Source organism: Paenibacillus sp. YPG26, from assembly GCF_023704175.1.
Taxonomy (GTDB): Bacteria; Bacillota; Bacilli; order Paenibacillales; family Paenibacillaceae; genus Fontibacillus.
In genome coordinates this window covers 1,252,977-1,279,455 of the sequence record NZ_CP084530.1, presented here as the reverse complement: position 1 = coordinate 1,279,455, position 26,479 = coordinate 1,252,977, and the positions used below count along the sequence as shown (strand labels likewise).

The 26,479-nt window shown below is 49.2% G+C and carries 24 protein-coding genes; 4 read left to right on the top strand and 20 right to left on the bottom strand.

The annotated features are described in order from the left end of the window. Nucleotides 1-79: 79 nt before the first annotated feature. Nucleotides 80-835, bottom strand: coding sequence for an NAD-dependent protein deacylase (locus LDO05_RS05955; RefSeq protein WP_251377949.1), 756 nt, complete (start codon nucleotides 833-835; stop codon nucleotides 80-82). Between the two features lie 70 nt (nucleotides 836-905). After that, on the bottom strand, nucleotides 906-1,673 hold the full coding sequence (locus LDO05_RS05950; protein ID WP_251377948.1) for an HAD family hydrolase: 768 nt from the start codon (nucleotides 1,671-1,673) through the stop codon (nucleotides 906-908). 183 nt (nucleotides 1,674-1,856) lie between these two features. On the opposite strand from LDO05_RS05950, the gene LDO05_RS05945 reads away from it, so the two are divergent. Both LDO05_RS05945 and ilvD read left to right on the top strand, forming a co-directional pair. Beyond that, entirely contained in the window at nucleotides 1,857-2,120 is a 264-nt protein-coding gene (locus LDO05_RS05945) for a KGG domain-containing protein (protein WP_481857022.1), read from the top strand. 213 nt (nucleotides 2,121-2,333) lie between these two features. Further along, nucleotides 2,334-4,019 (top strand): dihydroxy-acid dehydratase, encoded by a 1,686-nt coding sequence (gene ilvD, locus LDO05_RS05940; protein ID WP_251377947.1) that lies wholly within the window; start codon nucleotides 2,334-2,336, stop codon nucleotides 4,017-4,019. Nucleotides 4,020-4,074: 55 nt separating this feature from the next. Here the strand turns inward: ilvD and LDO05_RS05935 are convergent, their stop codons facing one another. The 17 genes from LDO05_RS05935 to cymR all read right to left on the bottom strand — a co-directional run bounded on the left by LDO05_RS05935 (nucleotide 4,075) and on the right by cymR (nucleotide 22,599). Next, nucleotides 4,075-5,475 carry a polysaccharide deacetylase family protein gene (locus LDO05_RS05935; protein WP_251377946.1) on the bottom strand — a complete coding sequence of 467 codons (1,401 nt, stop codon included), beginning with the start codon at nucleotides 5,473-5,475 and terminating at the stop codon, nucleotides 4,075-4,077. 70 nt (nucleotides 5,476-5,545) lie between these two features. Continuing rightward, nucleotides 5,546-7,339 (bottom strand): peptidoglycan D,D-transpeptidase FtsI family protein, encoded by a 1,794-nt coding sequence (locus tag LDO05_RS05930; protein ID WP_251377945.1) that lies wholly within the window; start codon nucleotides 7,337-7,339, stop codon nucleotides 5,546-5,548. Nucleotides 7,340-7,470: 131 nt separating this feature from the next. Then, complete coding sequence (locus tag LDO05_RS05925) at nucleotides 7,471-9,636, bottom strand: methyl-accepting chemotaxis protein (RefSeq protein ID WP_251377944.1); 2,166 nt, start codon at nucleotides 9,634-9,636, stop codon at nucleotides 7,471-7,473. A 219-nt stretch (nucleotides 9,637-9,855) separates the two neighbouring features. Continuing rightward, on the bottom strand, nucleotides 9,856-11,190 hold the full coding sequence (locus tag LDO05_RS05920) for a peptidase U32 family protein (RefSeq protein WP_251377943.1): 1,335 nt from the start codon (nucleotides 11,188-11,190) through the stop codon (nucleotides 9,856-9,858). A 12-nt stretch (nucleotides 11,191-11,202) separates the two neighbouring features. Then, nucleotides 11,203-12,135 carry a peptidase U32 family protein gene (locus LDO05_RS05915; RefSeq protein WP_251378627.1) on the bottom strand — a complete coding sequence of 311 codons (933 nt, stop codon included), beginning with the start codon at nucleotides 12,133-12,135 and terminating at the stop codon, nucleotides 11,203-11,205. Between the two features lie 21 nt (nucleotides 12,136-12,156). Further along, a complete protein-coding gene (gene mltG / locus LDO05_RS05910) occupies nucleotides 12,157-13,188 on the bottom strand; it encodes an endolytic transglycosylase MltG (protein ID WP_251378626.1) in 1,032 nt (343 codons plus the stop codon). 120 nt (nucleotides 13,189-13,308) lie between these two features. Then, nucleotides 13,309-13,611, bottom strand: a complete 303-nt coding sequence (locus LDO05_RS05905; protein WP_251377942.1) for a DUF1292 domain-containing protein — start codon at nucleotides 13,609-13,611, stop codon at nucleotides 13,309-13,311. Further along, nucleotides 13,604-13,918: a DUF1292 domain-containing protein gene (locus LDO05_RS05900; protein WP_251377941.1), complete on the bottom strand. Its 315-nt coding sequence runs from the start codon at nucleotides 13,916-13,918 to the stop codon at nucleotides 13,604-13,606. The genes LDO05_RS05905 and LDO05_RS05900 overlap by 8 nt, the downstream gene beginning before the upstream one ends. A 12-nt stretch (nucleotides 13,919-13,930) precedes the next feature. Next, nucleotides 13,931-14,347, bottom strand: coding sequence for a Holliday junction resolvase RuvX (gene ruvX, locus LDO05_RS05895; RefSeq protein ID WP_251377940.1), 417 nt, complete (start codon nucleotides 14,345-14,347; stop codon nucleotides 13,931-13,933). A 33-nt stretch (nucleotides 14,348-14,380) separates the two neighbouring features. Further along, nucleotides 14,381-14,641, bottom strand: a complete 261-nt coding sequence (locus LDO05_RS05890; RefSeq protein ID WP_127200453.1) for an IreB family regulatory phosphoprotein — start codon at nucleotides 14,639-14,641, stop codon at nucleotides 14,381-14,383. Between the two features lie 133 nt (nucleotides 14,642-14,774). Beyond that, nucleotides 14,775-17,402, bottom strand: a complete 2,628-nt coding sequence (gene alaS / locus LDO05_RS05885) for an alanine--tRNA ligase (RefSeq protein WP_251377939.1) — start codon at nucleotides 17,400-17,402, stop codon at nucleotides 14,775-14,777. A 366-nt stretch (nucleotides 17,403-17,768) separates the two neighbouring features. Then, entirely contained in the window at nucleotides 17,769-18,836 is a 1,068-nt protein-coding gene (locus LDO05_RS05880; RefSeq protein ID WP_251377938.1) for an AI-2E family transporter, read from the bottom strand. 191 nt (nucleotides 18,837-19,027) lie between these two features. Then, nucleotides 19,028-19,237 carry a hypothetical protein gene (locus LDO05_RS05875; protein WP_251378625.1) on the bottom strand — a complete coding sequence of 70 codons (210 nt, stop codon included), beginning with the start codon at nucleotides 19,235-19,237 and terminating at the stop codon, nucleotides 19,028-19,030. A 13-nt stretch (nucleotides 19,238-19,250) separates the two neighbouring features. Continuing rightward, entirely contained in the window at nucleotides 19,251-19,772 is a 522-nt protein-coding gene (locus LDO05_RS05870; protein ID WP_251377937.1) for a PRC-barrel domain-containing protein, read from the bottom strand. 74 nt (nucleotides 19,773-19,846) lie between these two features. Further along, complete coding sequence (locus LDO05_RS05865) at nucleotides 19,847-20,998, bottom strand: cysteine desulfurase family protein (RefSeq protein ID WP_251377936.1); 1,152 nt, start codon at nucleotides 20,996-20,998, stop codon at nucleotides 19,847-19,849. Nucleotides 20,999-21,183: 185 nt separating this feature from the next. Continuing rightward, nucleotides 21,184-21,954, bottom strand: coding sequence for a YheC/YheD family protein (locus tag LDO05_RS05860; RefSeq protein WP_251377935.1), 771 nt, complete (start codon nucleotides 21,952-21,954; stop codon nucleotides 21,184-21,186). Nucleotides 21,955-22,179: 225 nt separating this feature from the next. After that, nucleotides 22,180-22,599, bottom strand: coding sequence for a cysteine metabolism transcriptional regulator CymR (gene cymR / locus LDO05_RS05855; protein ID WP_251377934.1), 420 nt, complete (start codon nucleotides 22,597-22,599; stop codon nucleotides 22,180-22,182). A gap of 228 nt (nucleotides 22,600-22,827) precedes the next feature. Between cymR and mnmA the strand changes: the two genes are divergently transcribed. Continuing rightward, nucleotides 22,828-23,967, top strand: coding sequence for a tRNA 2-thiouridine(34) synthase MnmA (gene mnmA, locus LDO05_RS05850; protein ID WP_251377933.1), 1,140 nt, complete (start codon nucleotides 22,828-22,830; stop codon nucleotides 23,965-23,967). 231 nt (nucleotides 23,968-24,198) lie between these two features. On the opposite strand, the gene LDO05_RS05845 is transcribed toward mnmA, so the two are convergent. Continuing rightward, the gene (locus tag LDO05_RS05845) at nucleotides 24,199-25,512 is read right to left on the bottom strand and encodes a replication-associated recombination protein A (protein WP_251377932.1); all 1,314 of its coding nucleotides are present in this window, start codon (nucleotides 25,510-25,512) and stop codon (nucleotides 24,199-24,201) included. A gap of 608 nt (nucleotides 25,513-26,120) precedes the next feature. Here LDO05_RS05845 and LDO05_RS05840 point away from each other — a divergent pair. After that, complete coding sequence (locus LDO05_RS05840) at nucleotides 26,121-26,471, top strand: CD3324 family protein (RefSeq protein ID WP_251377931.1); 351 nt, start codon at nucleotides 26,121-26,123, stop codon at nucleotides 26,469-26,471. The last annotated feature ends 8 nt before the right edge of the window (nucleotides 26,472-26,479 follow it).

Sequence of the window (26,479 nt, the reverse complement as noted above, 5' to 3'; positions counted from 1 at the left end):
TTAAGCTATACTTCAAATCATAGTCTTACACTGGCTCTTTGGCAAGAAACCGTTTTCTTGCAGGAGACCGTTATCAAAGTCAGATCTTAAGCTTCAGGCTCTGTGCCATGGTCTCCATTACGACCCCAATTGGATCTGTTATTAACAGATCCGCCTTGTGATCATACGCCGTTGAGGAAGCATTAATCAGAACCACATGCCCCCCAGAGAAGTAGGACACCATGCTGGCGGCAGGCTGTACGGTCAGAGAAGTCCCGCCAATAATCATTAGATCCGCCCGCTGGATCGCCAGCACGGATTGCTGAATAACCTCATCATCCAGGCTCTCACCATAGAGTACAACATCCGGCTTAATCACGCCGCCGCAGACTGTACATACTGGAACTACGTTCTTACTGCTGCATACATCCTTCAATGTATAAAAACGGGCGCAATCCATGCAATGATTCCGGTGAATTGAACCATGCAGCTCCTGCACACGGGTACTGCCTGCCAACTGATGCAGCCCGTCTATGTTCTGGGTAATGACCATATCAAGTATGCCCTGGCGTTCAAGACTTGCCAGCAACCGGTGAGCCGGGTTGGGCTGCGCCTCAGGGTGCAGCATTTTGGATCTATAGAAGTCATAAAAAATCTCCGGATGCCTGTCAAAAAAGCGGCGGCTCAATATATCCTCGGGCGTATATGGAGAATTGTGTTCAGATTGATAGATTCCTGCCGCGGAGCGAAAATCAGGTATGCCGCTCTCGGTCGAGACACCCGCTCCACCAAAAAAGACAACCCGGGAGCTTGCATCGACCCATTTCGCCAGCATATCCAGCTTCAGTGTGTCCATAATTCATAATGACCTCCTTATCTTCTATTCATCCTGTTTCCTGTACGGTAGCCAAGTACTATGGATAAATCTAGGGCTCGATATCCAGCTCCAGATAACTGGAGATCACAACATCGGCATCAAGCAGATACGCCCTTGACTGTTCTCCTTCACCATAACCGATCGTGACCGCCGCACCAGCCGCCCGTCCCATCTGCATATCCGCATTGCTGTCCCCTATGACCACTGCCTCCTCTGGCAAGGTGCCCAGCTCCCTGCATGCCAGCCTGACCAGGTCCGGCGCCGGCTTTCCAGTAGTAACCTTGTCACGGCCTACTATACTGTCAAAATAATGTCCGATCGACATTGCTTCCAAATGCTGACGCGCATTCGCGGTGCAGTCGGTTGTGACAACAGCCAGCTTCACCCCTGCTGATCTGCATTGCTCAAGCAGGGCTCTAAGACCTTCCACCGGCTGTACCTCTCCGCCTGTTCTAACCTGATGCATTGCTGACCGGCATATGTCCCTAACCTCCTTGAGCGCCTCATTCCACGGAATGCCAGCTGAGTACAGCTGCCAGGCAAGAAGTCCGAGAGTCTCTTCTTCCGAGGCCATGGCGAGCGGTCCGGTCTTGTCATAACCGGTTACTCTCCCCTGCCCATCCAGAATGGTGCCAAGCAGCCCGGGCAGTCCTCCAGGAATCGTGCCGCCCAGCTCAGCAAGCTTGTCCGCCATCTGCCGGTTCACACCCTCGGCCCAGCGTCCCCACAGCATCAGCATATCCAGAAGAGTGCCATCCTTATCGAACAGCATGCTTGTAATTGGTCTGGAAAATCCCTGTGCTCTCAGTACGGGCATAAGTCTTCCTCCTAACTTATCATCTACGTTTCATTTTACAGCGCTTACAAGCCTGTTACATAGCGCAAATTTTAAATAAATTACTTTTTCCATTTTAAGCAATTTTATGTTTCAGTTACCAATAAAGTGGTAAATACAAAATAACGCAATTAATAACTAACTACATCTGAGGAGTGATTTTTGATGGCACGTAACAACAAAGGTAAGCTGAGTCGGGAAGAAGCAGGGCGTTTGGGAGGCGAAGCTACAGCCAAAAATCACGGTAAAGAATTTTACCAGGAAATTGGGCAAAAAGGTGGACAAGCTACATCCAAGAAGCACAGCCGTGAATTCTACCAGGAAATTGGGCAAAAGGGCGGCGAAGCCACTTCAGAGTCCCATGACAAGGATTTCTATCGTCAAATTGGCAAAAAAGGCGGCGAAGCCCGCAGCAAAGCCAGTAAATAGTCTGGCTGAACGGTAATCCGCAACCTCAGCAGCTGCTTTCCAAATCCCGGCTGACATACGAACCTTCCCTGGTTTGGCTGTCAGTCTTTTATATTCCTTGAGAACCCCAGCTGAATTGCTAGAAAAAACACGATACATATGATAGACTTTGAAATAAAGCTTTAGCGGATTACATTCTTAAATTATATAGGATACAGGGGGATAACCGACATCATGGCAGATAAAAAAATGCGTTCAGACATGATTAAAAAAGGCTTCGACCGCGCTCCTCACCGCAGCTTGCTGCGTGCAGCAGGCGTCAAAGAAGAGGATTTCCATAAACCGTTCATTGCAGTATGTAACTCTTATATTGATATTGTGCCTGGTCACGTGCACCTGCAGGAATTTGGCAAGATTGTGAAAGAAGCGATTCGTGAAGCAGGCGGTGTGCCTTTCGAATTCAACACCATCGGTGTGGATGACGGGATTGCCATGGGACATATTGGTATGCGCTACTCTCTGCCAAGCCGTGAGATCATTGCCGATTCCCTTGAGACGGTAGTATCCGCGCACTGGTTCGACGGAATGGTCTGTATCCCGAACTGTGACAAGATCACACCGGGAATGATGATGGGCGCTCTCCGCGTGAACATTCCAACCATGTTCGTAAGCGGCGGTCCAATGAAAGCCGGCGTAGACAGCAAAGGTAACAAGCTATCCCTTACATCGGTATTTGAAGGTGTGGGTGCTTACCAGGCAGGCAAGATCGACGATGCCGGACTTCTTGAGCTTGAACAATTCGGCTGTCCAACCTGCGGTTCCTGCTCAGGCATGTTCACGGCGAACTCCATGAACTGTCTTGCGGAAGCGCTTGGAATCGCACTGCCGGGTAACGGTACTATTCTTGCGGTATCGGAAGAACGCCGTGATTTCGTAAGACAATCTGCCAAGCAGCTGATGGAGCTGATCAAGCTTGACCTTAAGCCTCGTGACATTGTCACCGTGGAAGCGATCGACAATGCATTTGCACTTGATATGGCTATGGGTGGTTCCACCAATACAGTGCTTCATACCCTGGCACTGGCGCAAGAGGCCGGCATTGATTACCCGCTGGAGAGAATTAACGAAGTGGCCAACCGGGTTCCACACATCTCCAAGCTGGCTCCGGCATCCAATTACTTTATCGAGGATGTACACCGGGCTGGCGGCGTGAGCGCGGTTATCAACGAGCTTCTCAAGAAGCCAGGCGCCTTCCACGGTGATCGGATCACCGTAACCGGCAAGACGATCCGTGAGAATGTTGAAGGCTGTGAGATTCAAGACTTTGAAGTTATACATGCCATCGACAATCCATACTCCGAGCGCGGCGGTCTGGCTATCCTGTACGGCAACCTTGCTCCTGAAGGCTCAGTAATCAAGGTGGGCGCTGTTGATGCGTCCGTTGGCGGATATCACAAAGGTCCTGCCATCTGCTTCGATTCCCAGGACCAGGCTCTTGAAGGCATCGCTAATGGCAAGGTTAAGGAAGGCAATGTCGTGGTTATCCGTTATGAAGGTCCTAAAGGCGGACCAGGAATGCCTGAAATGCTTGCTCCTACCTCCCAAATCGCAGGTATGGGCCTTGGCGCCAAAGTCGGCTTGATCACCGATGGACGCTTCTCAGGGGCTTCCCGCGGAATCAGTATTGGGCATATCTCACCTGAAGCGGCTGAAGGCGGACCAATTGCATTTGTTGAGGATGGCGATATTATCGAGCTGGATCTTAACAATCGCAAGATTGAACTTCACGTCTCCGAAGAAGAAATGGCTGTACGCAGAACCAAGTGGCAGGGCTTCGAACCGAAAGTCAAGACTGGCTATCTGGCCCGCTATTCCAAGCTTGTAACCAACGCAAGCAATGGCGGCGTTCTGAAGATCTAATAGATAACTAATAAATAAACCCTTCATCCAATGGATGAAGGGTTTATTTGATGTGTCAATATGAGATCGTTGCTTCCAATACAGGCTCCGAGGGTTCGGAATCCGGATCGGCAGCTTGACGATGGGATCCACTTACCGCGTAGCGGCTAAGCAGCAGATTCATCGGCATCACAATCAGCTTGGGTATCAGCTGCTCGGAATGACGTTTCAGTCGCTGCTGTCCTGCAGGATGAATAACACTCATAAGGAGCTTTAAATAGGCCGTTGAAGATCTTGCAAAAAATCCCTGAGGCAGATCAGATACCGTGAAGCCAAATTGTTCAGGTCCACGATGGATCATGCTGACTCCATACAGAGCTTTAATCTGACCTAATTCAGGGTGCCCTGCAATATACCTGGCGAGCTCTGGCAGCGCCTTTTCTACTGCTCGAATCATGTGAATGGCCAGCTGAACGGAAGATTTGGAAGTTGACCCGATCTCAAATAACTTTTTGTTATCAAAATGCAACTCGAGGATCTGATCCCCTCTCTCCAGCCGGCTGCCGTCACGCATGTCAACCGGGTTGCCATGATAAGTTCGGGCCCGGAAATGGAAGATGGGGTCCTCCTTGTCCGTTGTCTTAAGCTGAAATACAAAATGAAAAATCTTCTCCCACAGCAGCCACAAGAACACAACACACTTCTTGAACCAGGAGAGCTTGATGGGTCCTGCAGCTGGAGTGCGGCTAACCGCACCCTGCTTCACGGCTGCTCCGCCGGACTGGGCAATCATATCATCGATCCTGATACTTCGCAGTCCCTGCTCCTCCGCAGTCTGAAGCACCTGCTCCAGAGCACTCATCATGTTCACAGGAGCATCCGTGTTGGCCCCTAAAGTGGAACCACAATCATGAAGCAGGAATATCTCGCCGGGAGCGAGCTTATTCAGCATTCTCCGGGCCAGACTGTCAGCGCCGAGCCGATATCTCCAGTCTCCGAACATGGAGGACCACAGGACGATCTGAATATCGTTCTTTCTTGAGAAATCGAACAAGTTCACGATGCCCCAAGGCGGTCTATAGTAGTGTGTATTAAATCCTGTGATCTCATGAATAATCTTATCTGTACGCCTAATCTGCTTCCTCACCGTACCTGGACGCATAAGCCAATTGGTTTTATGAACGTAGTTGTGAATGCCGATAAGATGGCCTTCGTCGTACATCCTTTTGATGATATCCGGATTCTTCTCCGCATTTGAACCAACAACGAAGAATGTGGCTTTCGCATTATATTTCTTCAATAGATCCAGCAGCTGCGGAGTATAGACCGGATCAGGCCCATCATCGAAAGTAAGGGCAAATTCATGCTCTCCCTTGCCTCTTCTGAAGACACGAAATCCGAACATGCGGCTGATTAATCCCGGTATAAAGGCATACAACGTTGAAATGTAGAATAACCACAGCAGCAAAGTCTCCATGTCGCTTCTCCCCACTTTTCTTCTCACCATAACCTTGTATCTAATCTATTTTATCATATGACGTTTAAATTTAGGCGAGTTTTTTTGCTATTATATCCATTAGCTCATAGAACAGCTCGGTCGCCTGATGCTTTGCTCCTGGTTTTTTACTTTGGACAAGCACAGCCGCAGCATACCTTGGCTTACCTGCCGGTCCGTATCCCATGAACCATTGATCATTCAGCTTTTGCCCATTCCGTATAACCTGGGCTGTTCCCGACTTGCCTGCAAGCTCCCATACATGGTTACGAAGCATTCTTCCTGTCCCATCAGTGACGACTCCACGCATCCAGCCAAGCAGAGTTCGGGCCGTTCGTGAAGAGATTCTTCCCGACTGGGAAGCCGCAGTATGTGGTGGGAGAGCCGCAAGCAGACTTCCGTCAGCATATCTGATTTCACTAACGAGACGGGGGGCGAGTACTGTTCCATCATGAAGAAGGGTAACAACCAGGTTGGCTGCCTGCAAAGGGGTCATAAGCACATCCCTCTGGCCTATTGCAGTCTGGGCACGGACACCTGAATCCGGCAGCGTTCCCTTAGGATCGAAGATTAATCCGGCTTCTTCCTGATCAATTTGCTTGATGTCCTGTGCCCCCAGAAAATGCTTCTCCTGCCAGCCAATACTCCGTCCAATCCCTAGACGATGTGCTGTCTCCTCAATCTGAGAGGCACTGAGCCGCTCTCCCAGGGCAGCGAATACCGTGTTGCACGAGTTGATGTAACCCTGCTCCAACGTAATAGGCCCATGTCCTTCCGGCTTCCAGCAGGAGAGATGATACTTACCATATTCCCCTTTACACAAGAACTGCTCCTGCGGATCAGCCGCATGTGCTTCAAGGGCGGCAGCAGCAATTACCGTCTTGAATATGGAGCCGGGAACACTGGCTTTAACTGCCCGGTTGCTCCACTGTTCCCCTTTTAGATCAATATGATTAGGGTCGTAAAAGGGTCTTGATACCATAGCAACAATGTCCCCATTGTTCACATCGAGAACCACAACGGCTCCTTCCGCAAGCTTTTTCTGCTCTGTCAGCTTCTCTATTTCCTTCTGGATTTCCCTGTTAATCGTTGTCCTGATCTGCAGAGGATAATAGGGGCTGTCCGGCCCAGTGATCCGGACTCCGACCTGCTTCATAGGCCTCTTATATCCGTCTACAGTTACATATGCTTCCGTTGCCTCCCCGCCTCTTAGGAAATAGTCAAAGGTTCTCTCAAGCCCCGCGCCTCCTACCTTCAAACTCAAAGGAAGAGGGCGGAGCAATCCGCGGCCAGCATGTAAACCCTTAAGGGTATCAGGCTGCTCGGAGACATAACCAAGCCACTGGCTTCCTGTTACACCGGAAGTGTATCTCCTGACAATCGGAAGCGCCTCGATACCTTGAACCTTCAAGCGAGACAATCTTTGCACAGCTGAAGAGCTGAGATGAATAGGCCCATCGCTTTCACTATCTTGCCATGGCGTTGGCTGTTTTATGTCAGCCCATTCGCTAGCCAGCTTATCTGGGGTTGTCTGCAATATAGCTGCAAGCTCAGACATGGCTCCCTTCCCGGGCATAAGACTTACCGGGAACAGGATCGGCGTCCATATTACACTCCCGGTAAGCATTCTTCCTTGATTATCTGTGAATTGACCCCGGCCAGGATCCAGCTCAATTCCCTTCCTGCGCTGCCGTACTGCCATTTCATTCAAGCTGTGCCCTCCCCGGGTCCAGTGATGCCCATTCGCTGTGATCTGCAGGTAACCTAGCCTGATGATAAGCACTCCAAGAGCCGCTGTAAGTGCCAGCATAATATAGAATATTCGCTTCTTATGAACTAGAGACATACAAATACGCCCCTTCCCTAAAGGTGTTAACCCTATTATTTCCTGGGACAGGCTGAATACTCGGCAGGGGCAAAAAAACATAAAAACAGTCCGGCCTACCTCGAGTGGTAGGCCGGACTGTTTTTAATAATTTATTCGACTCTGAATTTCGAGAGAGATTCTTTTAAGCCGTTCGAGACATTGCTCAGCTTATCGGACAATTGGACCAATTGTTGTCCCACACTTTGCTGCTCGTTACTGAGTGATGCTACCTCCTCTGATGTGGCTGAGGACTCCTCGGCTACAGCACTGACATTGGCCATAGCATCAGATAGTACCGTTTGGGATTGGTTCAGCCCGTCGATGGATTCGGTTACGGAGCCGAGCTTGTCCAGGAAGCTCTCCATTTGCTGCTGCACGGATACGAAGATCTCATTTGTCTCCTTCACGGAGCTGATCTGATCCGCGAATAACGGATTAGCTGCCGCGAGCGCGGTCACCGTCTGATTCATTTCATCCTGGATCTGGTCCGTAATCTCTGCAACCATGGTAATCGATTGACGCGACTGCTCTGCTAATTGACGGATCTCATCGGCCACAACCATGAATCCCCGGCCGGCAGCTCCCGCTCTTGCCGCCTCAATCGTTGCGTTAAGGGACAGAATGTTGGTCTGCTTCGTGATATTCTGCATAACCTCGAGTACCTTGAGAACCGAAGAGGTACTGTTCTTGAGCGAATCTACCTTCTGACTAAGGGACTGGGTAATCTCCGCTGTTGAATTTGTTTTACTCATAAGATTATTTAGAAACTCTGTTCCCATATGACTTGATTTCTCAACTGCGCGGGCAGATTCCTGCATGGACTGATTCGCTTCAATAACGATATACATCTGGTTGGAAATATCCTCTGACAGCGCATTTCCACGCTCGGCTTCAGTGGCCAGGCTTCCTGCTCCATTGGCAATTTCTTCTGTAGCGATAGCAATCTCTCTAGCAGACATGGCCGTCTTGTCAGAAGCCTTGCTGAGATCATTAGCTGTGTCCAGAACTTCCTGAGCGGAGGCATTGGTCTGCTTCACAAGCTCAGTAATATGCTCCATCATCAGGTTGAAGCTTGCTGCCAGCTGGCCAATCTCGTCTCTGGACTTGTGAGTCACACGAACACTAAGATTTCCTGTGGCACCCTCCCGCATCAGGTTCTTCATGTTGCCAAGTGGACGGGCAATCATTCTAACCATCCAGATCCCGATTAGAATCGCAATCAATGCCACGACTACAGCAGAAATGAAAGTGGTGAGGAGTATGCCTTTGGCGTCTTTCACCAAGTTGGCCGTTGGAAGAATACCAACCACCTTCCAGCCTGAGGTTACCTGTGTATTATATGCAGCCAGGACTGACTGATCTTTGGAATTCTCGGTGAACAAGCTTCCAGAATTGTTCTTCTCTCCATTGATCACGGTATATTCTGTCTTCTTGTTGTTTTCTTCCTGAATCGATGAAGCTACTATATTGCCATCAGGAGACAGAAGCTGAACCTTGGAATCGTCACCCAAGCTTATTTTCTTAAGCTGATCGTTAAGCACTTGTGTCCTGATATCGGCAACCAGATAATAGCTCTTGCTTCCTCCACCAATCGTAGTCATTGTCTTGATTAACCGGAATACGGGCTCCGTATTCGTTGCTACGTTCTTGTCCACTCTCACCCATTTGGTAATACCTCTATCGGAGAATTCTTTACCTGGATACTTCTTCTTGAAATCTTCCAGAAGCTCCTGGTCAACAGGACCCGCGCTAATTCCTCTGAATGAACCATCAATAGGAATCAAGTACATGCCTTGTACACCCTCTGTTGTGAAAATCCAGTCTTTGAATCTCTTAGAAATCGTATTGTACAGAGTGAACCGGTCATACTCGCTGGTAGCCTTCTTCCCGATATTAACCAGGTTAGTTTGAACCTCTGTCTCCATATATACGCGTTGGATATCATTCTCATATTGTTTGAGGATGATGTCAAGCTTTTCTGATGTCTGAATAATAGTTTGCTGATTCGCATTTTTAGCTGTATTCTCAATCGTACTTTTAGCCATCTGGTAAGATATAATACCGAGAGTCAGAACAAAAAACATAATCGCAACGAAGAAGATTAAGAACAGACGTACACCTACAGACTTTGATGGATCCAAGGGCCCTAGCTTAATGTTCCGAACTGCTGCAACCGCTTTCTTGCCAAGTCTGATCATTTGGTTCTTATCGATTTTGACAAAAGCCTTCCGTGCCTGATTTTTCTCTGTCTTATTCTTGTTTGGACCTAATCTCATATTCGTTCCCCCACCAAATTCATATTTAGAGTCATCCCACTTGTTGGCCAGTCCTGCCATTAATCATTCAACTGCCTGCGTTATCACGATTATTCCGGGAGATCTTCCCGGTAAAATGGAATGTTATATTCTATGAATGGACCTATATATATTATCGGCAGATGAGAGTAAAAAAAATAGACCCTTTACTCAAAAAGTGAGAAGGGTCCTTAAATATAGTTACTTCTTTTTCCGCATCATGTCAAAATATCGCACCGGTTGCTCTACTTTGAACTTAATCCGCTGGAGAGGATGCCGCGCAGCAGTCAATTCATTGCCATCCTCGTCCCAGATTTGCCCTACTGTCTGTTTGAATACAGAGCCGCCGGGACCGAAGAATTCGACTTCCTGTCCAGGCTTGAAATGGTTGCGCTGCTGAATGGTAGCCATCTTGCTCTCTTCGTCATAATCAAGCACGAGTCCGGCGAAATCGTATGGCGCAGCCTTTTCCTCTGGTTCATAGATATGATCCTCATGGTCCGGAGTGTCATAGAAGAATCCTGTATTCAGGGGACGGTTCGCCGCCTTATTCATTTCTTCAATCCATTCCGCCCTAAGAACATAATTCTCTGGGTCTGCCATATAAGCATCAATAGCTTGCCGGTACACATTAACAACGGTAGCTACGTAGTGAATGGACTTCATTCGTCCCTCAATCTTGAAGCTGTCTACACCCACATCAATGAGATCAGGAATGTGCGCAATCATGCAGAGATCTTTGGAAGACATGGTGAAGGAATTATCCTCTTCGCTGAACAATGGATGCTGGTTCACACCCAGATTAAATTGCTGCAGAACCCGGCTGTCTCTGGCTTCTTCCTCGGACACCCATACCTGCTCAGGACGGCCATCCTCGAACAGATCATATTTCCAGCGGCAGGACTGGCAGCATCCCCCCCGATTGGAATCCCGGTCTGTGAAATGATTCGACAATACACAGCGCCCAGAATAGGAAGAGCACATGGCCCCATGAATGAAGGCTTCAATCTCAATATCCACATGGTTCTTGATCTCGGCAATCTCTTCAAAGCTCGTCTCCCGGCCAAGCACAACACGAGGAAGTCCCTCTTCCTTCCAGAACTGCACGGCCTGCCAGTTCAGAGTGGATTGCTGGGTGCTTAAGTGGACCTCCAATTCAGGTACGACTCTCCGGGCTGTATCTACGATGATCGGATCAGCGGCGATAATGGCGGAGATCCCCACCTCATGGAGATTGCGCAGATATTCTTCAATTCCGGCTACATCCTCGTTATGGGCATATATATTCGTCGCTACAAATACTTTAGCTCCGTACTTCTTGGCGAACTCCACGCCCTCTCTCATTTCCTCAAAGCTGAAGTTGTCGGCGTTGGAACGAAGGCCGTATTTCTGTCCTCCGATGTATACGGCGTCTGCCCCATAATGGATGGCAAATTTCAGTTTCTCCAAATTCCCTGCCGGTGCAAGCAGTTCCGGTTTGTCCAAGCGGTAACGTTTGCCAGTAAATTTCGGTATGTGCTTCTCTGTTGTATGCATCTCGTTCCCCCCTTAATACACCTGTTCTTTGTAAAAGAATCCGAATGAAAGCTCACGCTCAGGGTCCTGGACTGCACGAATGGTATCCATCCATGACTCCTGATATTCATAAGCTTCAGGATCCGCATAATAACTATCAATCGCTGTCCGGTATACTCCAATAACGATGCGGTTATAACTAACCGGCTTAAGAATTGTCTCAATCTTCAAGGAATCCAGACCAGCTTCCAGCAGAATATGAAGATCCTCAAGAATACAAATATCGTCCGAGCTCATAATATGAGTTCCGTTGCTGTCCTCATAGATCGGGAATTTCTCGTCCTGCCGCTCTGCTTCAATCAGGAATAGACCCCGATCCAGCCCCAGATTCTCCCCTTCTACAGGCCTTCCTTGATGTGTCATATAACTCTGTACCAGCTTGCGCTTAGAGTGGTATATGTTAGTCATTCCATGAACTTGAACCTCTGCCTCTAACTGCAGATGAGGCTTCATTCCCGTAAGCTCGTCCATGTTCAGCTCCCGTGCCAATATGACCCGGACAGCGCCTTTAGAGCCCCAATAGTTGGCTGTTGCATAATTGGTTGAAGTCATCTCTGCATTCCAGTGCAGCTTCAGACCCGGAGCATACTGCTGAACCGCACGCAATACCGCCGGATCGCCGAACTCGACTCCATCCACCCCTGCTGAATTAAGTGCCTGGACATACCCCGGAAGCTCGTCCAATATTTCATTACTGATCAGATTATTGATACTCACATACACTTTCGCTTGTTCAGCATGTGCGGCACGGACGGCCTCTCCAATCTCGGAAATGGACATACTTCCCGGCAGCCTCATGCCAAACTTGTCTTCACCTATCAACACCGCGTTAGCTCCGGCGGCAATATACTCCTTAACCTCCTGTATAGAGCCCGCGGCTGCCAGAAGTTCAGGTTTGTTCCCTATCATGTAAATAACACCTCGGTTTTATTTAGCAGTAGAATTGCTATGTTGGATATTCTTCAGATGCTCCGCATACGTCTTGGCAAATAAATGCTCCTGTGAGCCATCTTTCTTCGTCACATAGAAGAAATAATTCGTAGTCTCCGGCTCAAGCGCCGCTTCAATCGACTTCACACTTGGAGTGGCAATAGGACCAGGTGGAAGACCTTTGTACAAATAAGTATTATACGGACTGTTCTTCTTCCTCAGATCACTATTCAGCAGACGTTCCTTCGGCTTGCCGAGCAAATACTGAACTGTGGCATCAATCTCAAGCTTCATCTCTTGTTCAAGGCGGTTGTAAATAACGCTAGCCACCCGTCTGCGTTCGGTATCAACTACAACTTCACGCTCGATAAGCGAAGCCACCGTCATGAGTTCAGTCAGCGTCAGCTTTCTCTTCTCAAGCTTAACCTTCCAATCCGGGATGCTGTCCAGCTTCGCTTGCAGCTCTTCAAGCATCCGGGCCATAATATCGGCTTCACTGCTGCCTTTCTTAAGCTCATAGGTCTCCGGGAACAACAGACCTTCAAGCCTGTAGATCTGCTTGCCGTTAGCAGGGAATTCATGAAGCAGCGGAACGGTAATATCTGCCGGATCTTTAGCAAGCTTCAGGAAGCGGTCCTTGTTCACAATGCCTTCCTGACTTAATTTATCCGCCATCTGCTTAACCGTATAACCTTCAGGTATCGTAAATTGGACCATGTCCGCTTTCACGACATCGCCACGATTAAGCTTTTCGATAATTTGGTCATAAGTTATACCCGGACTTAATTCATAGACACCGGCTTGAAATTTGGCTCCCTCTGATTTCAATTTCAAATAGACCTTGAACATCAAGGAGTTTTTGATAAGCCCTTCCTGCTTGAGAATGTCGGCAATCCTGGCCGTCCCTGCTCCAGATTTTATTTCCACTTTCACACTTGTTGAGGAAGGATCTACAGGCTGCATCTGGTTGTAAATATAGACCGCCACACCACCCAAAATGACGAAGAGTGCAAGACAAATGGTGAACAGCCGCCGTACGAATTTGTTCAAAAAATTCAACTCCTCTATACCATACAAAAAGAGCGGTAAATTCCGCTCTTCTTGTAACATGCTATAACAAAGCAGGATTAATCAAAATAAGAGTATAGGCTACTCAGGGAAGGTAAGCTCATCGTACAGCTCAGACACATTCTCCCACTCATCATCGTCGTCAATGGTAACCAGTTCCAGATTACCTTCTTGCGACGTAATGATCTTAAGGATCTCAGGCTCTGCTGACTTGCCATCTTCATCAGGAAGAAGAACAACATAGGCTTGGCCGCCGATATCGAATTCCCGCTCAACACGGTAATACGAGGTGTGGCCTTGCTCGTCTTGAAGCTCAACTACGGGTCCGAAAGCTTCCTTAACTCGGGAGCTCCAAGTCACATGCTCAGCGGAAAACTCAGTCATGTTCTTCCTCACCGCCCAATTCGTCAAGCAGGGTGTTGAAGGTTTCTTCAACAATCTCCCATTCCTCATCACTCTCAATCGTGAACAGCTTCAGATCTTCACCGTCTTCTTCAAAGCGGAAAGCATACACTTCTTCGCTATCCTCGTCTTCTTCTTCGGAATCAAGAGGAACGACCATCATATACTTTGCGTCAGAACCATCCACTTCGAATTTCATAATAACTTCGAATTCTTCTTCATTTCCCTCTTCATCAGGGATGTAGATAATTTCCGGTTCTTCTTCGTTATTCATGCGATCGTTAGCCATTTGCCATCACCCTCACCTTTTGCTCTTAGAATCCAAGAAATTTTGCAATATCAGTGTCGCAGCGATTTGATCCACGACCTGCTTGCGTTTTTTTCGGCTGACATCAGCCTCCAGCAGCGTTCGCTGTGCCGAGACCGTTGTTAACCGTTCATCCCAAAGGTGAACCGGTAATCCTAGAATTTCCCGCAATCGAGCGGCAAATTCCATGCAAATTTCACCACGGGGACCTACTGTACCGTTCATGTTCTTCGGAAGTCCGACGACAATTTCCTCAGCATCGTATTCCTTCACAAGCTCGGCAATCCGCTTCAGTTCAGATTCGTCACCCCTGCGCTCGATCGTCTCAAGCCCCTGGGCAGTCCATCCAAAAGCATCGCTGACGGATGCTCCGATTCTGCGGTCCCCGTAATCCAAGCCTAATATTCTCATTTCTGTTCTCCTATTTCTGCAGAACAGAGCGGCTTACCTGTGGCCGGCCAAATAATATTTAACCAATTCCTCGATTAATTCATCCCGCTCTTTCTTACGTACCAAACTTCTAGCGTTGTTGTGCCTTGGAATATATGCAGGGTCACCCGACAATAAATAACCAACGATCTGGTTAATCGGATTGTACTCTTTCTCCTGAAGCGCTGCATATACCGATAAAAGAATTTCCTGAGCCGAAGCCTCATGCTCATCGCCTGTGACGTTGAACTTGACTGTTTTATCCATGGAGTCCAAGATGACACCTCACTTCTACGAACAATTGCCCGCGGGAGATTACAAGCGTTACAGCCTGCCTTCTTAACTATAACATATTCAAGGGCGCTTAAGGAAATATTTGAGACATCTGCCTATCCTGAATATGGAACTTCTATACTGCTGAGGCCTCAATCAACTGAACAGAAAGCTTCAGCGCCTCATCCAATTTGGATGCATCCTTGCCGCCGGCCTGAGCCATATCCGGACGGCCTCCGCCTCCGCCTCCGCATAAAGCCGCGAGTTCTTTGACCAGCTTGCCCGCGTGGAGGCCCCGCTTCACTTCCTGCTGAGGCACAGCGACTACAAAGTTCACCTTGTCTTCGACAGCAGCCCCTAACACAAGTACGGCTTCGGGCAGCTTAAGTTTCAATTCATCTGCAAGCGTACGCAGAGCATCCATGCTGCTCGCTTGTACCTGGACTGCGAGAAGCTGGGTGCTGCCAACTGTCTTCACCTGACTTGTCAGTGCGCCGGCTTCAATTCCGCTGAGCTTGCCTTGCAGCGATTCATTCTCGCGGCTTAGGTCCTTCACCTGCTGATGGAGAGCCTCGATCCGCTTCGGCACTTCGCCGACATGAGATTTCAGCAGGGATGCAGCCTGCTTAAGAACATCCAGCTGGCTGTCCATATATTCATAAGCCTGACGGCCGGTTACCGCTTCAATCCGCCTTACGCCTGAGCCAATTCCGCTCTCACTGATCAATTTGAAGAGACCGATCTGCGAAGTGTTCTCAACATGGCATCCTCCGCACAGCTCAAGGCTGTATCCGCCAACTTGAACAACACGGACCACATCTCCATACTTCTCCCCGAACAAGGCCATGGCCCCCATTGCTTTGGCTTCATCAATCGGCTTCAGCTCGATAATAACATCCAGACTGTTCCAGATCTGTTCGTTCACACGCTGCTCAATTTCCGCGAGCTCCTCTTGGGTTATGCTGCCAAGATGAGAGAAGTCAAACCGCAGACGTCCAGGCTCAACCAATGAACCCGCTTGATTCACGTGATCTCCCAAAGTTTCTTTCAGCGCTTTATGAAGAAGATGGGTTGCGGTATGGTTCTTGATAATATCTGAGCGCAGACTACGGTCCACTGCTGCTGTTACGGTCTCTCCTGTACGCAGTTCACCGGACTGAACGGTAACCGTGTGAACGAACTGGCCATGGGGAGCCTTGAACAAACCTTCTACCTTCGCATTGCCGGAAGCGCTGCGGATCTCGCCCTTGTCACTGACTTGACCCCCGCTCTCCGCATAGAACGGAGTCTGATCCAGGATAATCTGGCAAGACTCCCCCTCGGATACTAGATCTACAAATGCATCGTTAACTACGATGGCTACAATTTTAGAGTCCGCAACAAGCTCATTATAACCAACAAAGTCGGTCTTAGTCGTGAAATCGGAGAGGACGCCGCCTTGAACCTTCATGCTTCCACTATCCTGGCGGGCTGCACGAGCCCGGTCACGCTGCTGCTGCATAGCGGCTTCAAAGCCTTCACGATCTACAGCAAGTCCGTGCTCGGCCGCATAATCCTCGGTCAAATCGAGCGGGAACCCGTAGGTGTCGTATAACTTGAACGCGTCCGGTCCGCTGATGACGCTGCTGCCGGCTGACTTGGCTTCCTCACTGATCGTGGCCAGAATAGCCAAGCCGTCCGTAAGAGTCTCGTGGAAGCGCTCCTCTTCGGTACGAACGACCTTCTCGATGAACTCCCGCTTAGTCACTATATCTGTATAGTAACTGCCCATAATCTCGCCTACCACCTCGACTAGGCCGAACATGAACGGCCGGTCAAGACCCAGCATTTTGCCGTAGCGGACAGCGCGGCGAAGCAGGCGGCGAATCACATATCCCCGGCCCTCGTTGGATGGAAGCACACCGTCAGCCACTGCGAAAGACACCGTACGGATATGGTCGGCAATGACCTTCATGGCCACGTCGTTCTCCGTGTTCTCTCCGTACTTTACTTTAGAAATCTCACTGGTCTTAGCAATAATCGGCTGGAAAAGGTCCGTGTCAAAGTTAGAAGCCACATTCTGCAGAATCGAGGCGAAACGCTCAAGACCTGCACCCGTATCAATATTCTTGTTCGGCAGCGGCGTGTATGAGCCGTCCTTATTATGATTAAATTCAGAGAATACGACATTCCACACTTCCAAGTATCGTTCATTCTCCCCGCCAGGGTAACATTCCGGATCAGACAGATCCCCATAATCTTCTCCCCGGTCGTAAAAGATCTCGGTACATGGTCCGCAAGGTCCTTCGCCAATATCCCAGAAGTTGTCCTCAAGCTTCACGATGCGCTCAGCAGGCAGGCCCAGCTTCTCATTCCACAGCTTGTATGCTTCTTCATCCTCCGGATATACCGTTACGGACAGACGCTCTGGATCGAAGCCGATCCATTCTTTGCTGGTCAGGAATTCCCAAGCCCAGGTTACCGCCTCTTCTTTGAAATAATCTCCGATTGAGAAGTTACCCAGCATTTCAAAGAACGTATGGTGACGGCGGGTCTTGCCGACATTCTCAATGTCATTGGTGCGGATACATTTCTGCGAATTGGCAAGTCTCGGGTTCTCAGGCTTCACACGACCGTCAAAATACGGCTTAAGCGGTGCCATGCCCGCGTTAATCCACAACAACGATGGATCGTTATGCGGAACGAGTGAGGCACTCGGTTCAATCTTGTGCCCTTTGGATGAGAAGAATTGCAGCCATTTGGAACGAATTTCACTTGCTTTCATGATGGAACAGCCTCCTAAACGGTTATATAAAAAAACAAAAAACGCCCCTGAAGTTCAGGGACGATTAGCTCGCGGTACCACCCTGGTTAACGTTCTTGTTATTCCGGTTATCCCGGGTACTTAAGAACGATCGCCTTGATTGGCTGTTAACGATAGCCATCCGGCGGATTTAACCCGCTCTCCGAGATTTGCTTTCCGTACAACCGAAATTCAGGTTCTCTCAGCCAACGTCTGCCTGGTGCTGCGCACCTGAAGCAACGAAGGAACCTTCTCTCTGGGAATCCGGGCCTGAACGTACTTTATCTCATCAACGATTTGACATATACATTCAAGTATATAAGCCCGTTGTCAGGCTGTCAATCGGCCCTACACCGTCTTCCTGCGGACATAGTATGCATAGAAATGCTGGATAACCACCTTGAGAACGGCAAAGCAGGGAACCGCCAGAATAAGCCCCGGAATGCCGGCAATCTCGCCCCCTACCAGCAGGGCAAAAATAATGAACATCGGATGCAAATGCAGTGTTCTTCCTACCACCTGAGGGGATATTACATTGCTCTCAAGCATCTGGCAGATCGTGTTAACCACGATGACCATCAGAACCATTCGCCAGGAGATGGCCGACGCCATCAGCACAGCGGGAGCGGCACCAAGGAACGGACCCAGGTAGGGAATAATATTGCAGACCGCTACCATACTGGCGAGGAGCAGTGCATAAGGCATGCCGATAATCATATACCCGATATATGCAAAGGTTCCTATGATTACGCAGACAAGGAGCTGGCCACGAATGTAGCTTCCGAGTGCCTCGTCAATTTCTTTCATCAGCATCACGATGGACTTCCGTCTGGAATGAGGGAGATAGGTAATGATCATCCGCTCAATTACCTCGAAGTCTTTAAGCATATAGAAGATGAGGAACGGAATGATGAACGCATTAAAAATCACGCCAATCGTCGCGCCTATATTGTTCATGAAATCGGAGATCCCGGCAGCAAGCTTTTGCTCAAATTGAAAAAACCAGTTATTCATTCCCATGCGTATGCCGTTCGGCAAAATTGAAGTGTCCCAGCTGTTCATAATCTGCTGAGTGTGCAGGGTAAGCTCAGGCAGATGCTCACCAAGCTCCTCCAGCTGATTCATGAACATGGGAATCATATTAGCAAGAATCACCGACAGGCTTGTCAGAAATACGGCATAGATCAATAGAACGGCCGCCGTACGGGGGACTTTGCGTTCACCAAGAAGCTTCACAATCGGATTCAGCACATAGGAAATAATCAACGCTATGATGAACGGGGCGAAGATCACTTTCAGAAAGCTGAAGAGAAGTATGATCACCGGCTTCAGCAGCCACAGGAAATACACAATAATTAGCCCCAGCAGCACCCATAGGCCATAGCGGAACATCTTGCTGTTCCAGAATGGTTCCATTCATAGTTCCCTCCCTCTAGACGGACTAGCTGTATGTAGAGAGTATATGCGCCGGGTATGCAAAATAATCAGGTGCAGGGACAAGTCGGGTTAAAATTGCGGATAAAGAAAAGCCGCCTGCCCGAAAGCTCCAACGAGGGAGCAGAGGCAAAGCGGCTATGAGCAGTTCATATGTACGGGAACGGAATTCCTTACGAGGATGCGTGGATATGAGGAAAGTCCTGAATCATTTCCTCACCGAAGAAGAGATCATCCAGAGAACTCAGCGTTCCGTCTTCTTCCACCTGGTATACAGACATCTTCTCTCCGTTCACAGTCAGTTCAATAAAGCAGCCCCAGCAATAGAACTGGTGGGAACCAATCTTGCCTATATCTTTTGAGCTACAATTTGGACACTTCATCATCGTATCACACCTATTCGTTAGCAGTATATATCCCTTTTTCAAGCCTTTCTTCACTCAAAGGAGGCACAATGATCGCGCTCTCGCCTTTGGTCATGTCTGAAGTAAAAGGCAGCCATTTACGGCCCTCCATCAGGTCAGAAATAAACCCATCACTAATTTCCAATCCTACTATTGTGTTGCCCAAATCCTGGTCAAAATAAACATCACTGACATGCCCGATCATAACACCATCGCTTGTAAGAACTGGAAGCTCTCTTAGCTTACTGTTACCAAGGACAAAGGTTAGCTGTATATTCTCGGCCTCCATCTTGCGGACAGCCTGCTGATTACGAATCATGACGGCATCTTCGCCATAAGCGACGATATCTTCCCATAGCACTGCTTTGATGCTGGATGAGAAGAGGCCTTTGCTCTCCAGTTCAATACCTTCGATCTTCCAGTCACTACTTAGAAGGACATCCAGAACCTTCCCAATCTGCTTGCCTTCCTCCACGTCAAATACGGACAATCCGATCAATTCTTGCAGTCTCATGGCCTTAGGATCCCTCCTCAACCTTTGAAAACGAAGACACGCTCCCTGCCGGTTAGTAGTAAAAGAACGAAGACCTATTTCCTACTACGTATACGGTCCAGAATAGTTCCAACTTTTTTGGCCGCGTATTCCATTTCTTCATTAGTATTACCCAAACCAAAGCTGAAACGAATCGCGGAGCGCAAAACATTTTCAGGCACCTTCATAGCTTCAAGAACGTGAGAAGGCTCGAGTGACCCTGATGTGCAGGCAGAGCCGCTAGCCACCGCAATTCCCTCCATATCCAGGTTCATCAGCATCGTCTCTGTGCCCACTTCCGGGAAGCTGACATTAACAATATGGGCCAGCCTGGATGTGGGGTGCCCATTAAGGACGTAATGTTCCTTGCCCACGAAGCGGTCAAGAGCATTCAAGAAAGTGTGCCGCATCTCTTCATCCTTAGCTTGCTTGGCCGGCAGATTGGATACAGTGAGCCCTGCAGCCTTGGCGAAGCCGGACACCCCAGCCAGGTTCTCGGTCCCTGCACGCCGCTTCCTCTCTTGAAGTCCACCATACAGAAGCGGTTCTAACACAATATTACGATGCACATAGAGCGCCCCGGTTCCCTGGGGTCCGTTGATTTTGTGAGCCGAGAAGCTCATGAGATCCACAGGAAGATTCTCACAAGAGATCTCAAGTGAGCCGAACGCCTGGACAGCATCCACATGAAAAATAATATCCTGCCCGCGGGCTATCTCCCCGATTTCGGCAATGGGCTGCACGGTTCCCACTTCATTGTTGGCGTACATTACGCTGATCAGGATCGTGTCTTCTGTAATAGCCTCCTTGACCTGCGCCGGATCCACCCAGCCGCGTGAATCGACAGGCAGGTAGGTAACCTTATATCCATTCTCCTCCAGCCGCTGACATGCATGCAGCACAGCGTGATGCTCCACTGCAGTTGTAATTATATGTCTGCCCTTCTTCTTGCTCACCGCCGCCGCGCCAAAGAGAGCCAAATTATCACTCTCCGTACCGCCGGAGGTGAACACGAGCTCATCAGGACGGCAGTGCAAAGAGGCAGCGAGAATATCCCGTGCCCCGTTAACTGTACGTTTGGCCGCACGGCCGAATGCATGTATGCTGGATGCATTCCCATGCTGTCCCTGCATGACGCGCAGCATTTCTTCCGCTACCTCCGGATGAATCGGGGTGGAGGCCGCATGATCTAGATATATATTTCTCAACGTTAAATTCACCCTTATTAGATGTAGACACTCTTGCCTGGAGGCCCACAAATTCGTATCTTCGCGAGACCTTATTGTATAGAGGTTATCCTAAATAATCAAGAACATTCCTTCGCCTATTTTCGCATTGGGCGAGAAGTTTGTCGTACTACACAAGAACAGGGGATTCCCGATCCCCATACAATTTATTTCCGTCTATGAATTCTATTCATATACTTAATACGCTGATATCTGGCGACAATCGTTCGATACATGGACTGATCCTTGAGCTGCTTGAACAGCTGAGTGCCAGGCCTTGTATTTGCCTCAATGATCCAGATCCGGCCAGTACGGTCTAATGCGATGTCAATCCCAAGAACACGAATCCCCCGAAATTTGCCGCTCAAAGCCGCAGCTGCATGGTAAGCTAACTGATCAATTTTCTGAATTGCCGCCTCTGTCCTCTGCTGGTCATGACGATAAATGGAATCCAGCACCTTGGACAGATGGACCGGCCGCCCGCCCTGGCTGTAATTGGTCACAAATCTTCCGGCGGCTCCAACCCGCACTACTTTACCCGAGATTAGCCATTTAGATCCCGGCTTCTGAAGGAAGACGCGAATATCCATTAAGCGGTGATGATACTTGGTAAGCTGAAGACCCTGCTGGACCAGATAAGGCTGATATGGACGAAGTCTTTGGTGAAGTGCCCGGACCATGTATTTCCGGTTCACTCTCCTGCTGCTAAGTCCCCATGAGATGTGAACTCCTCCATGCTTGATCCGCTTCAATCTCACTATTCCTCTTCCCTGGCTTCCCAGATCAGGCTTAACAAATACCACCGCATGGCGATCCAGCATCCTCTTAAGCACATCAGGATGATAAGGAAGGGTCTCGGGGAGATGACTGTGCAGCAAGGGGGATCTCCGCATTGCTCTGTCCTTGAGTAATTTGCTCTGTATTCTTCGAAATGGCACTTCGTCCCCATCTCCTCGTGTATGACTTATACAGCAATATATGCCCGATAGGGGGAAGCCCGTAAGATATAACCGCCTCTAATTTTCATTGGAACGCCATTCTTGGGCAGAGATGCTGATATAACAAAAGCAGCCCACTCTAATCTGCGAATGGGCTGCTAAACTAGTTCCAACGTATTCTAATTATCAATTTACAGGTTAGTGAGGGGGGGGCTAGATGCAGATCTAGATATAGAACATGTAATTCTCTTTGGCGCCCCGCTCTTCAAAATTAATCAAATTGTCAAGAGTAGTCGAATCCAGCACCTCAGCAATGCTGTCACGGATGCGGAGCCACAAATCGCGCTTGGCAGGATCGTCCTCCTCGGTAAAGTCTACTGGAGAGATCGGGCCCTCAAGCACCCGGATAATGTCACCGGCTGTGATATCAGCAGCCTCGCGCGACAGAATATACCCGCCGTATGCACCGCGGATACTCTTTACTAGCCCGGCATTACGAAGTGGAGCGATCAATTGCTCAAGATAATGTTCAGAAAGCTGATTCTTCTCAGCAATACTCTTCAAGGAGGTTGGTCCTTCGCCAAATTTAGCAGCGAGTTCCATCATAATTGTTAATCCATAGCGCCCTTTTGTGGATATTTTCAAAGAAGCCACCTCTTTCAATTTTCGCGTAATCTTTATATAATAGATCTTTGAACCTATAAAAGTAAGAAACGGGGCAAACTAATTCACAAATATGAATTATTTATATCGCCCTATTCCGATCTTTGACCTCAGTTTATCGTAACATATCTCCAGCGATTTTGGAAAAGAAATCGCGATGTTTGTTTAGATTTTTTACATTTTATAACAACTGTTAAAGGAGTGATATTCATGTCCAAAGCAAACAGTGATACTAGGGTTGTTGTCGGCATGTCCGGAGGCGTTGATTCCTCCGTTACCGCTCTTCTGCTCAAGCAGCAGGGTTATGACGTCGTTGGCATATTTATGAAGAATTGGGATGATACCGATGAATTCGGGCATTGTACGGCTGAGGCCGATTCGGAAGATGTCCGCCGCGTCTGTGAACAGATCGACATCCCTTATTATTCAGTTAACTTCGAGAAAGAATACTACGACAAAGTATTCTCCTACTTCCTGGAAGAATACAAGCGCGGGCGGACTCCCAACCCGGATGTCATGTGCAACCGCGAGATCAAATTCGGCGAGTTCCTGAACAAAGCGCTGGACCTGGGCGCAGATTATGTGGCGACCGGACACTACGCCAGGGTAGTTGAGAAGGATGGCCGCTTCGAGCTTCTGCGCGGTGTCGATTCCAACAAAGATCAGACTTATTTCCTTAACGCTCTCAATCAGGATCAGCTGTCCAAGGCAATGTTCCCGATCGGACATCTGCCTAAGCCAGAAGTCCGCCGGATTGCTGAAGAAGCCGGACTCTACACGGCCAAGAAGAAGGACAGCACGGGCGTATGCTTCATCGGGGAACGCAACTTCCGCGAATTCCTGAGTCAATACCTGCCGGCTAAATCCGGGGATATGGTGGATATTGTTACTGGCGAGGTCAAAGGCCGTCACGATGGACTGATGTACTACACGCTCGGACAGCGTCAAGGTCTGGGAATTGGCGGAACAGGTTCAGGAACTGGAGAGCCCTGGTTCGTTGCGGATAAGAATCTTGAGCATAACATCCTCTACGTTGTCCAGGGAGACAAGCATCCGAGCATGTACTCCACTAGCCTGATTGCCTCCGGGGTGAACTGGATCGCGGGTGAAGAGCATCTGCCGAAGAGCTCCTATCACTGCACAGCCAAATTCCGCTATCGTCAACCGGACCAAGGCGTCACCTTGACCCTTCGCGAAGACGGCAGCGTTCATGTAATCTTTGATCAACCGCAGAAAGCGATCACTCCAGGCCAAGCCGTCGTATTCTATGATGGTGACATATGTCTGGGTGGCGGAACCATCGATGTTGTAGAGAAAGTGGTTCAGCCTGAACTTCATATGAATAACTAAGTAAAGAAGCCATTCCAGCTCAGAGAAGAATTCTGAGGGAATGGCTTCTTTATGATTAGGATGAGGAATTACTCGGCCCGCCGTCCTCCAAAGATCAGATCGTCTGTTGATTGAGGGTCGTCCGCTGGTTCTGTGGTTTTGGTCTTTCTGGTGATTCTGTTGTTGTTCTGGTAATTGGTGTCGGTAGTCCGGTAATTAGGTGATCTTAGTGGTTCTGCTGCCCCGCCCGCTCTACCGGCCTTGCTGACGTCTTAGCTCCTGATTATGCTTGATCTTGCTCTCATTCCCCTGCTCCGTCGCTTCATAGAAGACGGTCCGGGCCAGCTCGGGCGGCAGATAGTCCTGCTTCACATAATGGCCCGGATAATTGTGAGGATACTTATATCCTGTGTGTCCGAGCTTCACTGCGCCTGTGTAGTGGCCATCGCGCAGATGCAGCGGAACCTCGGCGGACTGCATGCGGTCCATCGCATCCATGGCTTTGGAGATTGCGGTATACACCGCATTCGACTTCGGGCTCTCCACCGCGAACAGAATCGCCTGAGCAATGTTCAGCTTGGCCTCCGGCCAGCCGTTATTGCGGTATGCGTCAAGCGCGCTAACCGCCTGCACCATGGCCTGGGGATTAGCCAGGCCGATGTCTTCACTGCTGGCCGCGATCAGCCGCCGCAGGAATACCATAGGGTCCATGCCGAGCTTCTCGACGGCATAGAGGAACCAGAAGAGCGCCGCGTCGCTGGAGCCGCGGATGCTCTTGTGGAAGGCCGACAAGACATCGTACTGTGTCGATTCGTCGGCTTTGACAATCGGACGGCGGATGGATTCCTCCGCCACGTCCAGAGTGATATGCACCGTGCCGTCCGCCTGAGGCGGGGTCGTCAGTGCAGCCAGCTCCAGCGCGTTGAGCGCTCTGCGGATGTCGCCGTTCGATACCCAGGCAATGTGCTCCAGCGCTTCCTCATCCACCTGCAGCTTCATATAGCCAAGGCCCTTCTCCGAATCAGCCAGTGCCCTGCGCATAGCAATCAGCGAATGCTCCTTGGTCAGCGGCTCAAGCTGGAACAGCGTGGAGCGGCTGAGCAAGGCTCCGTTCACATAGTGAAACGGATTCTCTGTTGTAGCTCCGATGAAGATAATAGTGCCTTTCTCGACTGCGGGCAGCAGCGCATCCTGTCTTGAGCTGTTGAAGCGGTGCACCTCGTCAAGAAAGAGTATGGTCTTCGTACCATACAGCGACTTGTCCGTCTGCGCCTTCTCGATAACTGCCCGGACATCCTTAACCGAGGCATCCACCGCGTTCAGCCGCACAAACTCACCCCGGGTATGGTTCGAGATAATGTGGGCTAAAGTCGTCTTGCCGCAGCCTGGCGGTCCATATAGCAGGATGGAAGAGACCTGGTCAGCCTCTATGGCTCTCCTGAGCAGCTTGCCTTGTCCTACAATATGTTCCTGTCCAATATATTCATCCAGAGTACCCGGACGCATCCGGTCGGCTAGAAGCCTCGTCCCCGGGTCCGATTCCTGTCCGTATGAGAATAAATCCATGAATACTCACATCCTTACCTAACTTCCGTGTGCCTATTTCTCTGTTATTTTATCATAATGCAGCCTATTTTCCGAACTGATGTTTGTCACTTGCCTGAAAAGAAACCGTAAAGAACATTTATAACCATTCTTTCACTTTATTCCTATCCGGGGATATGAGTTAATATAGGTGTCGGGCCGACAAAAACAGCTGGGAAAGGGGGCTGATCGAATTGATCACAGTAAATGAGGTGGCTTCCGCGTAAGCGGAACCATGAGTCGGGAGGCCATAGAGCCTCCCTTTTAATTATAATAATGTTGTTATCTGGGACCCACAGCAGGTTCCTATCAAACTGAATTGGTTGAATTTACGCTGAATAATAAGTTATTCTTAATATAAATTACATAACTCTGGAAAGAGGTGCTGAGAATGATTAAGATACTGTGTGGCATTCGAAGTTTCCCGGTAGTTCAGGCATAATTATTATTTTTACATTCAGGTCTCAGGCATATAACATAAGCAATCCATAAGTACAATCATTCAAATTACGAAAGGAGGATCACGGCAATGCTGACTTTTATCGCTAAGAACAATGGAGACGGACAACGATTTAGGGAGGAAATTGAACGTGAACTACAGAAACGGGAAGGATGTGCTTCCCCCTAGGCTGCTGAAGGAACTGCAGCATTATATTCAGGGCGAACTCGTATATGTGCCCAAGCTCGAGAGCAAACGGGCCCCATGGGGCGAGGTCAGTGGATCACGCAAGCTGATCGCACGCCGGAATGAAGAAATCTTCAAATCTTACTGCGGAGGGCTCACAGCACCTGAGCTAGCCGAAGCCTATCATTTATCTATAGACAGCATTCGTAAAATCATTACCAAAATGCGCTCGGCAGCCAGGCATTCGGAGCAAAAGCAGGCTGTGAATGGCGGGTTCAGCAGTGGAGGCAAGCTGAGTTCAGCTTACCGGTCTTAAGCACTTCA

Coding starts and splice junctions, on each gene's coding strand:
- LDO05_RS05955 (WP_251377949.1), bottom strand. CDS start 835: ATGGACACACTGAAGCTGGATATGCTGGCGAAATGGGTCGATGCAAGC.
- LDO05_RS05950 (WP_251377948.1), bottom strand. CDS start 1,673: ATGCCCGTACTGAGAGCACAGGGATTTTCCAGACCAATTACAAGCATG.
- LDO05_RS05945 (WP_481857022.1), top strand. CDS start 1,857: ATGGCACGTAACAACAAAGGTAAGCTGAGTCGGGAAGAAGCAGGGCGT.
- ilvD (WP_251377947.1), top strand. CDS start 2,334: ATGGCAGATAAAAAAATGCGTTCAGACATGATTAAAAAAGGCTTCGAC.
- LDO05_RS05935 (WP_251377946.1), bottom strand. CDS start 5,475: ATGGAGACTTTGCTGCTGTGGTTATTCTACATTTCAACGTTGTATGCC.
- LDO05_RS05930 (WP_251377945.1), bottom strand. CDS start 7,339: ATGTCTCTAGTTCATAAGAAGCGAATATTCTATATTATGCTGGCACTT.
- LDO05_RS05925 (WP_251377944.1), bottom strand. CDS start 9,636: ATGAGATTAGGTCCAAACAAGAATAAGACAGAGAAAAATCAGGCACGG.
- LDO05_RS05920 (WP_251377943.1), bottom strand. CDS start 11,190: ATGCATACAACAGAGAAGCACATACCGAAATTTACTGGCAAACGTTAC.
- LDO05_RS05905 (WP_251377942.1), bottom strand. CDS start 13,611: ATGACTGAGTTTTCCGCTGAGCATGTGACTTGGAGCTCCCGAGTTAAG.
- LDO05_RS05900 (WP_251377941.1), bottom strand. CDS start 13,918: ATGGCTAACGATCGCATGAATAACGAAGAAGAACCGGAAATTATCTAC.
- ruvX (WP_251377940.1), bottom strand. CDS start 14,347: ATGAGAATATTAGGCTTGGATTACGGGGACCGCAGAATCGGAGCATCC.
- alaS (WP_251377939.1), bottom strand. CDS start 17,402: ATGAAAGCAAGTGAAATTCGTTCCAAATGGCTGCAATTCTTCTCATCC.
- LDO05_RS05880 (WP_251377938.1), bottom strand. CDS start 18,836: ATGGAACCATTCTGGAACAGCAAGATGTTCCGCTATGGCCTATGGGTG.
- LDO05_RS05875 (WP_251378625.1), bottom strand. CDS start 19,237: ATGAAGTGTCCAAATTGTAGCTCAAAAGATATAGGCAAGATTGGTTCC.
- LDO05_RS05870 (WP_251377937.1), bottom strand. CDS start 19,772: ATGAGACTGCAAGAATTGATCGGATTGTCCGTATTTGACGTGGAGGAA.
- mnmA (WP_251377933.1), top strand. CDS start 22,828: ATGTCCAAAGCAAACAGTGATACTAGGGTTGTTGTCGGCATGTCCGGA.
- LDO05_RS05845 (WP_251377932.1), bottom strand. CDS start 25,512: ATGGATTTATTCTCATACGGACAGGAATCGGACCCGGGGACGAGGCTT.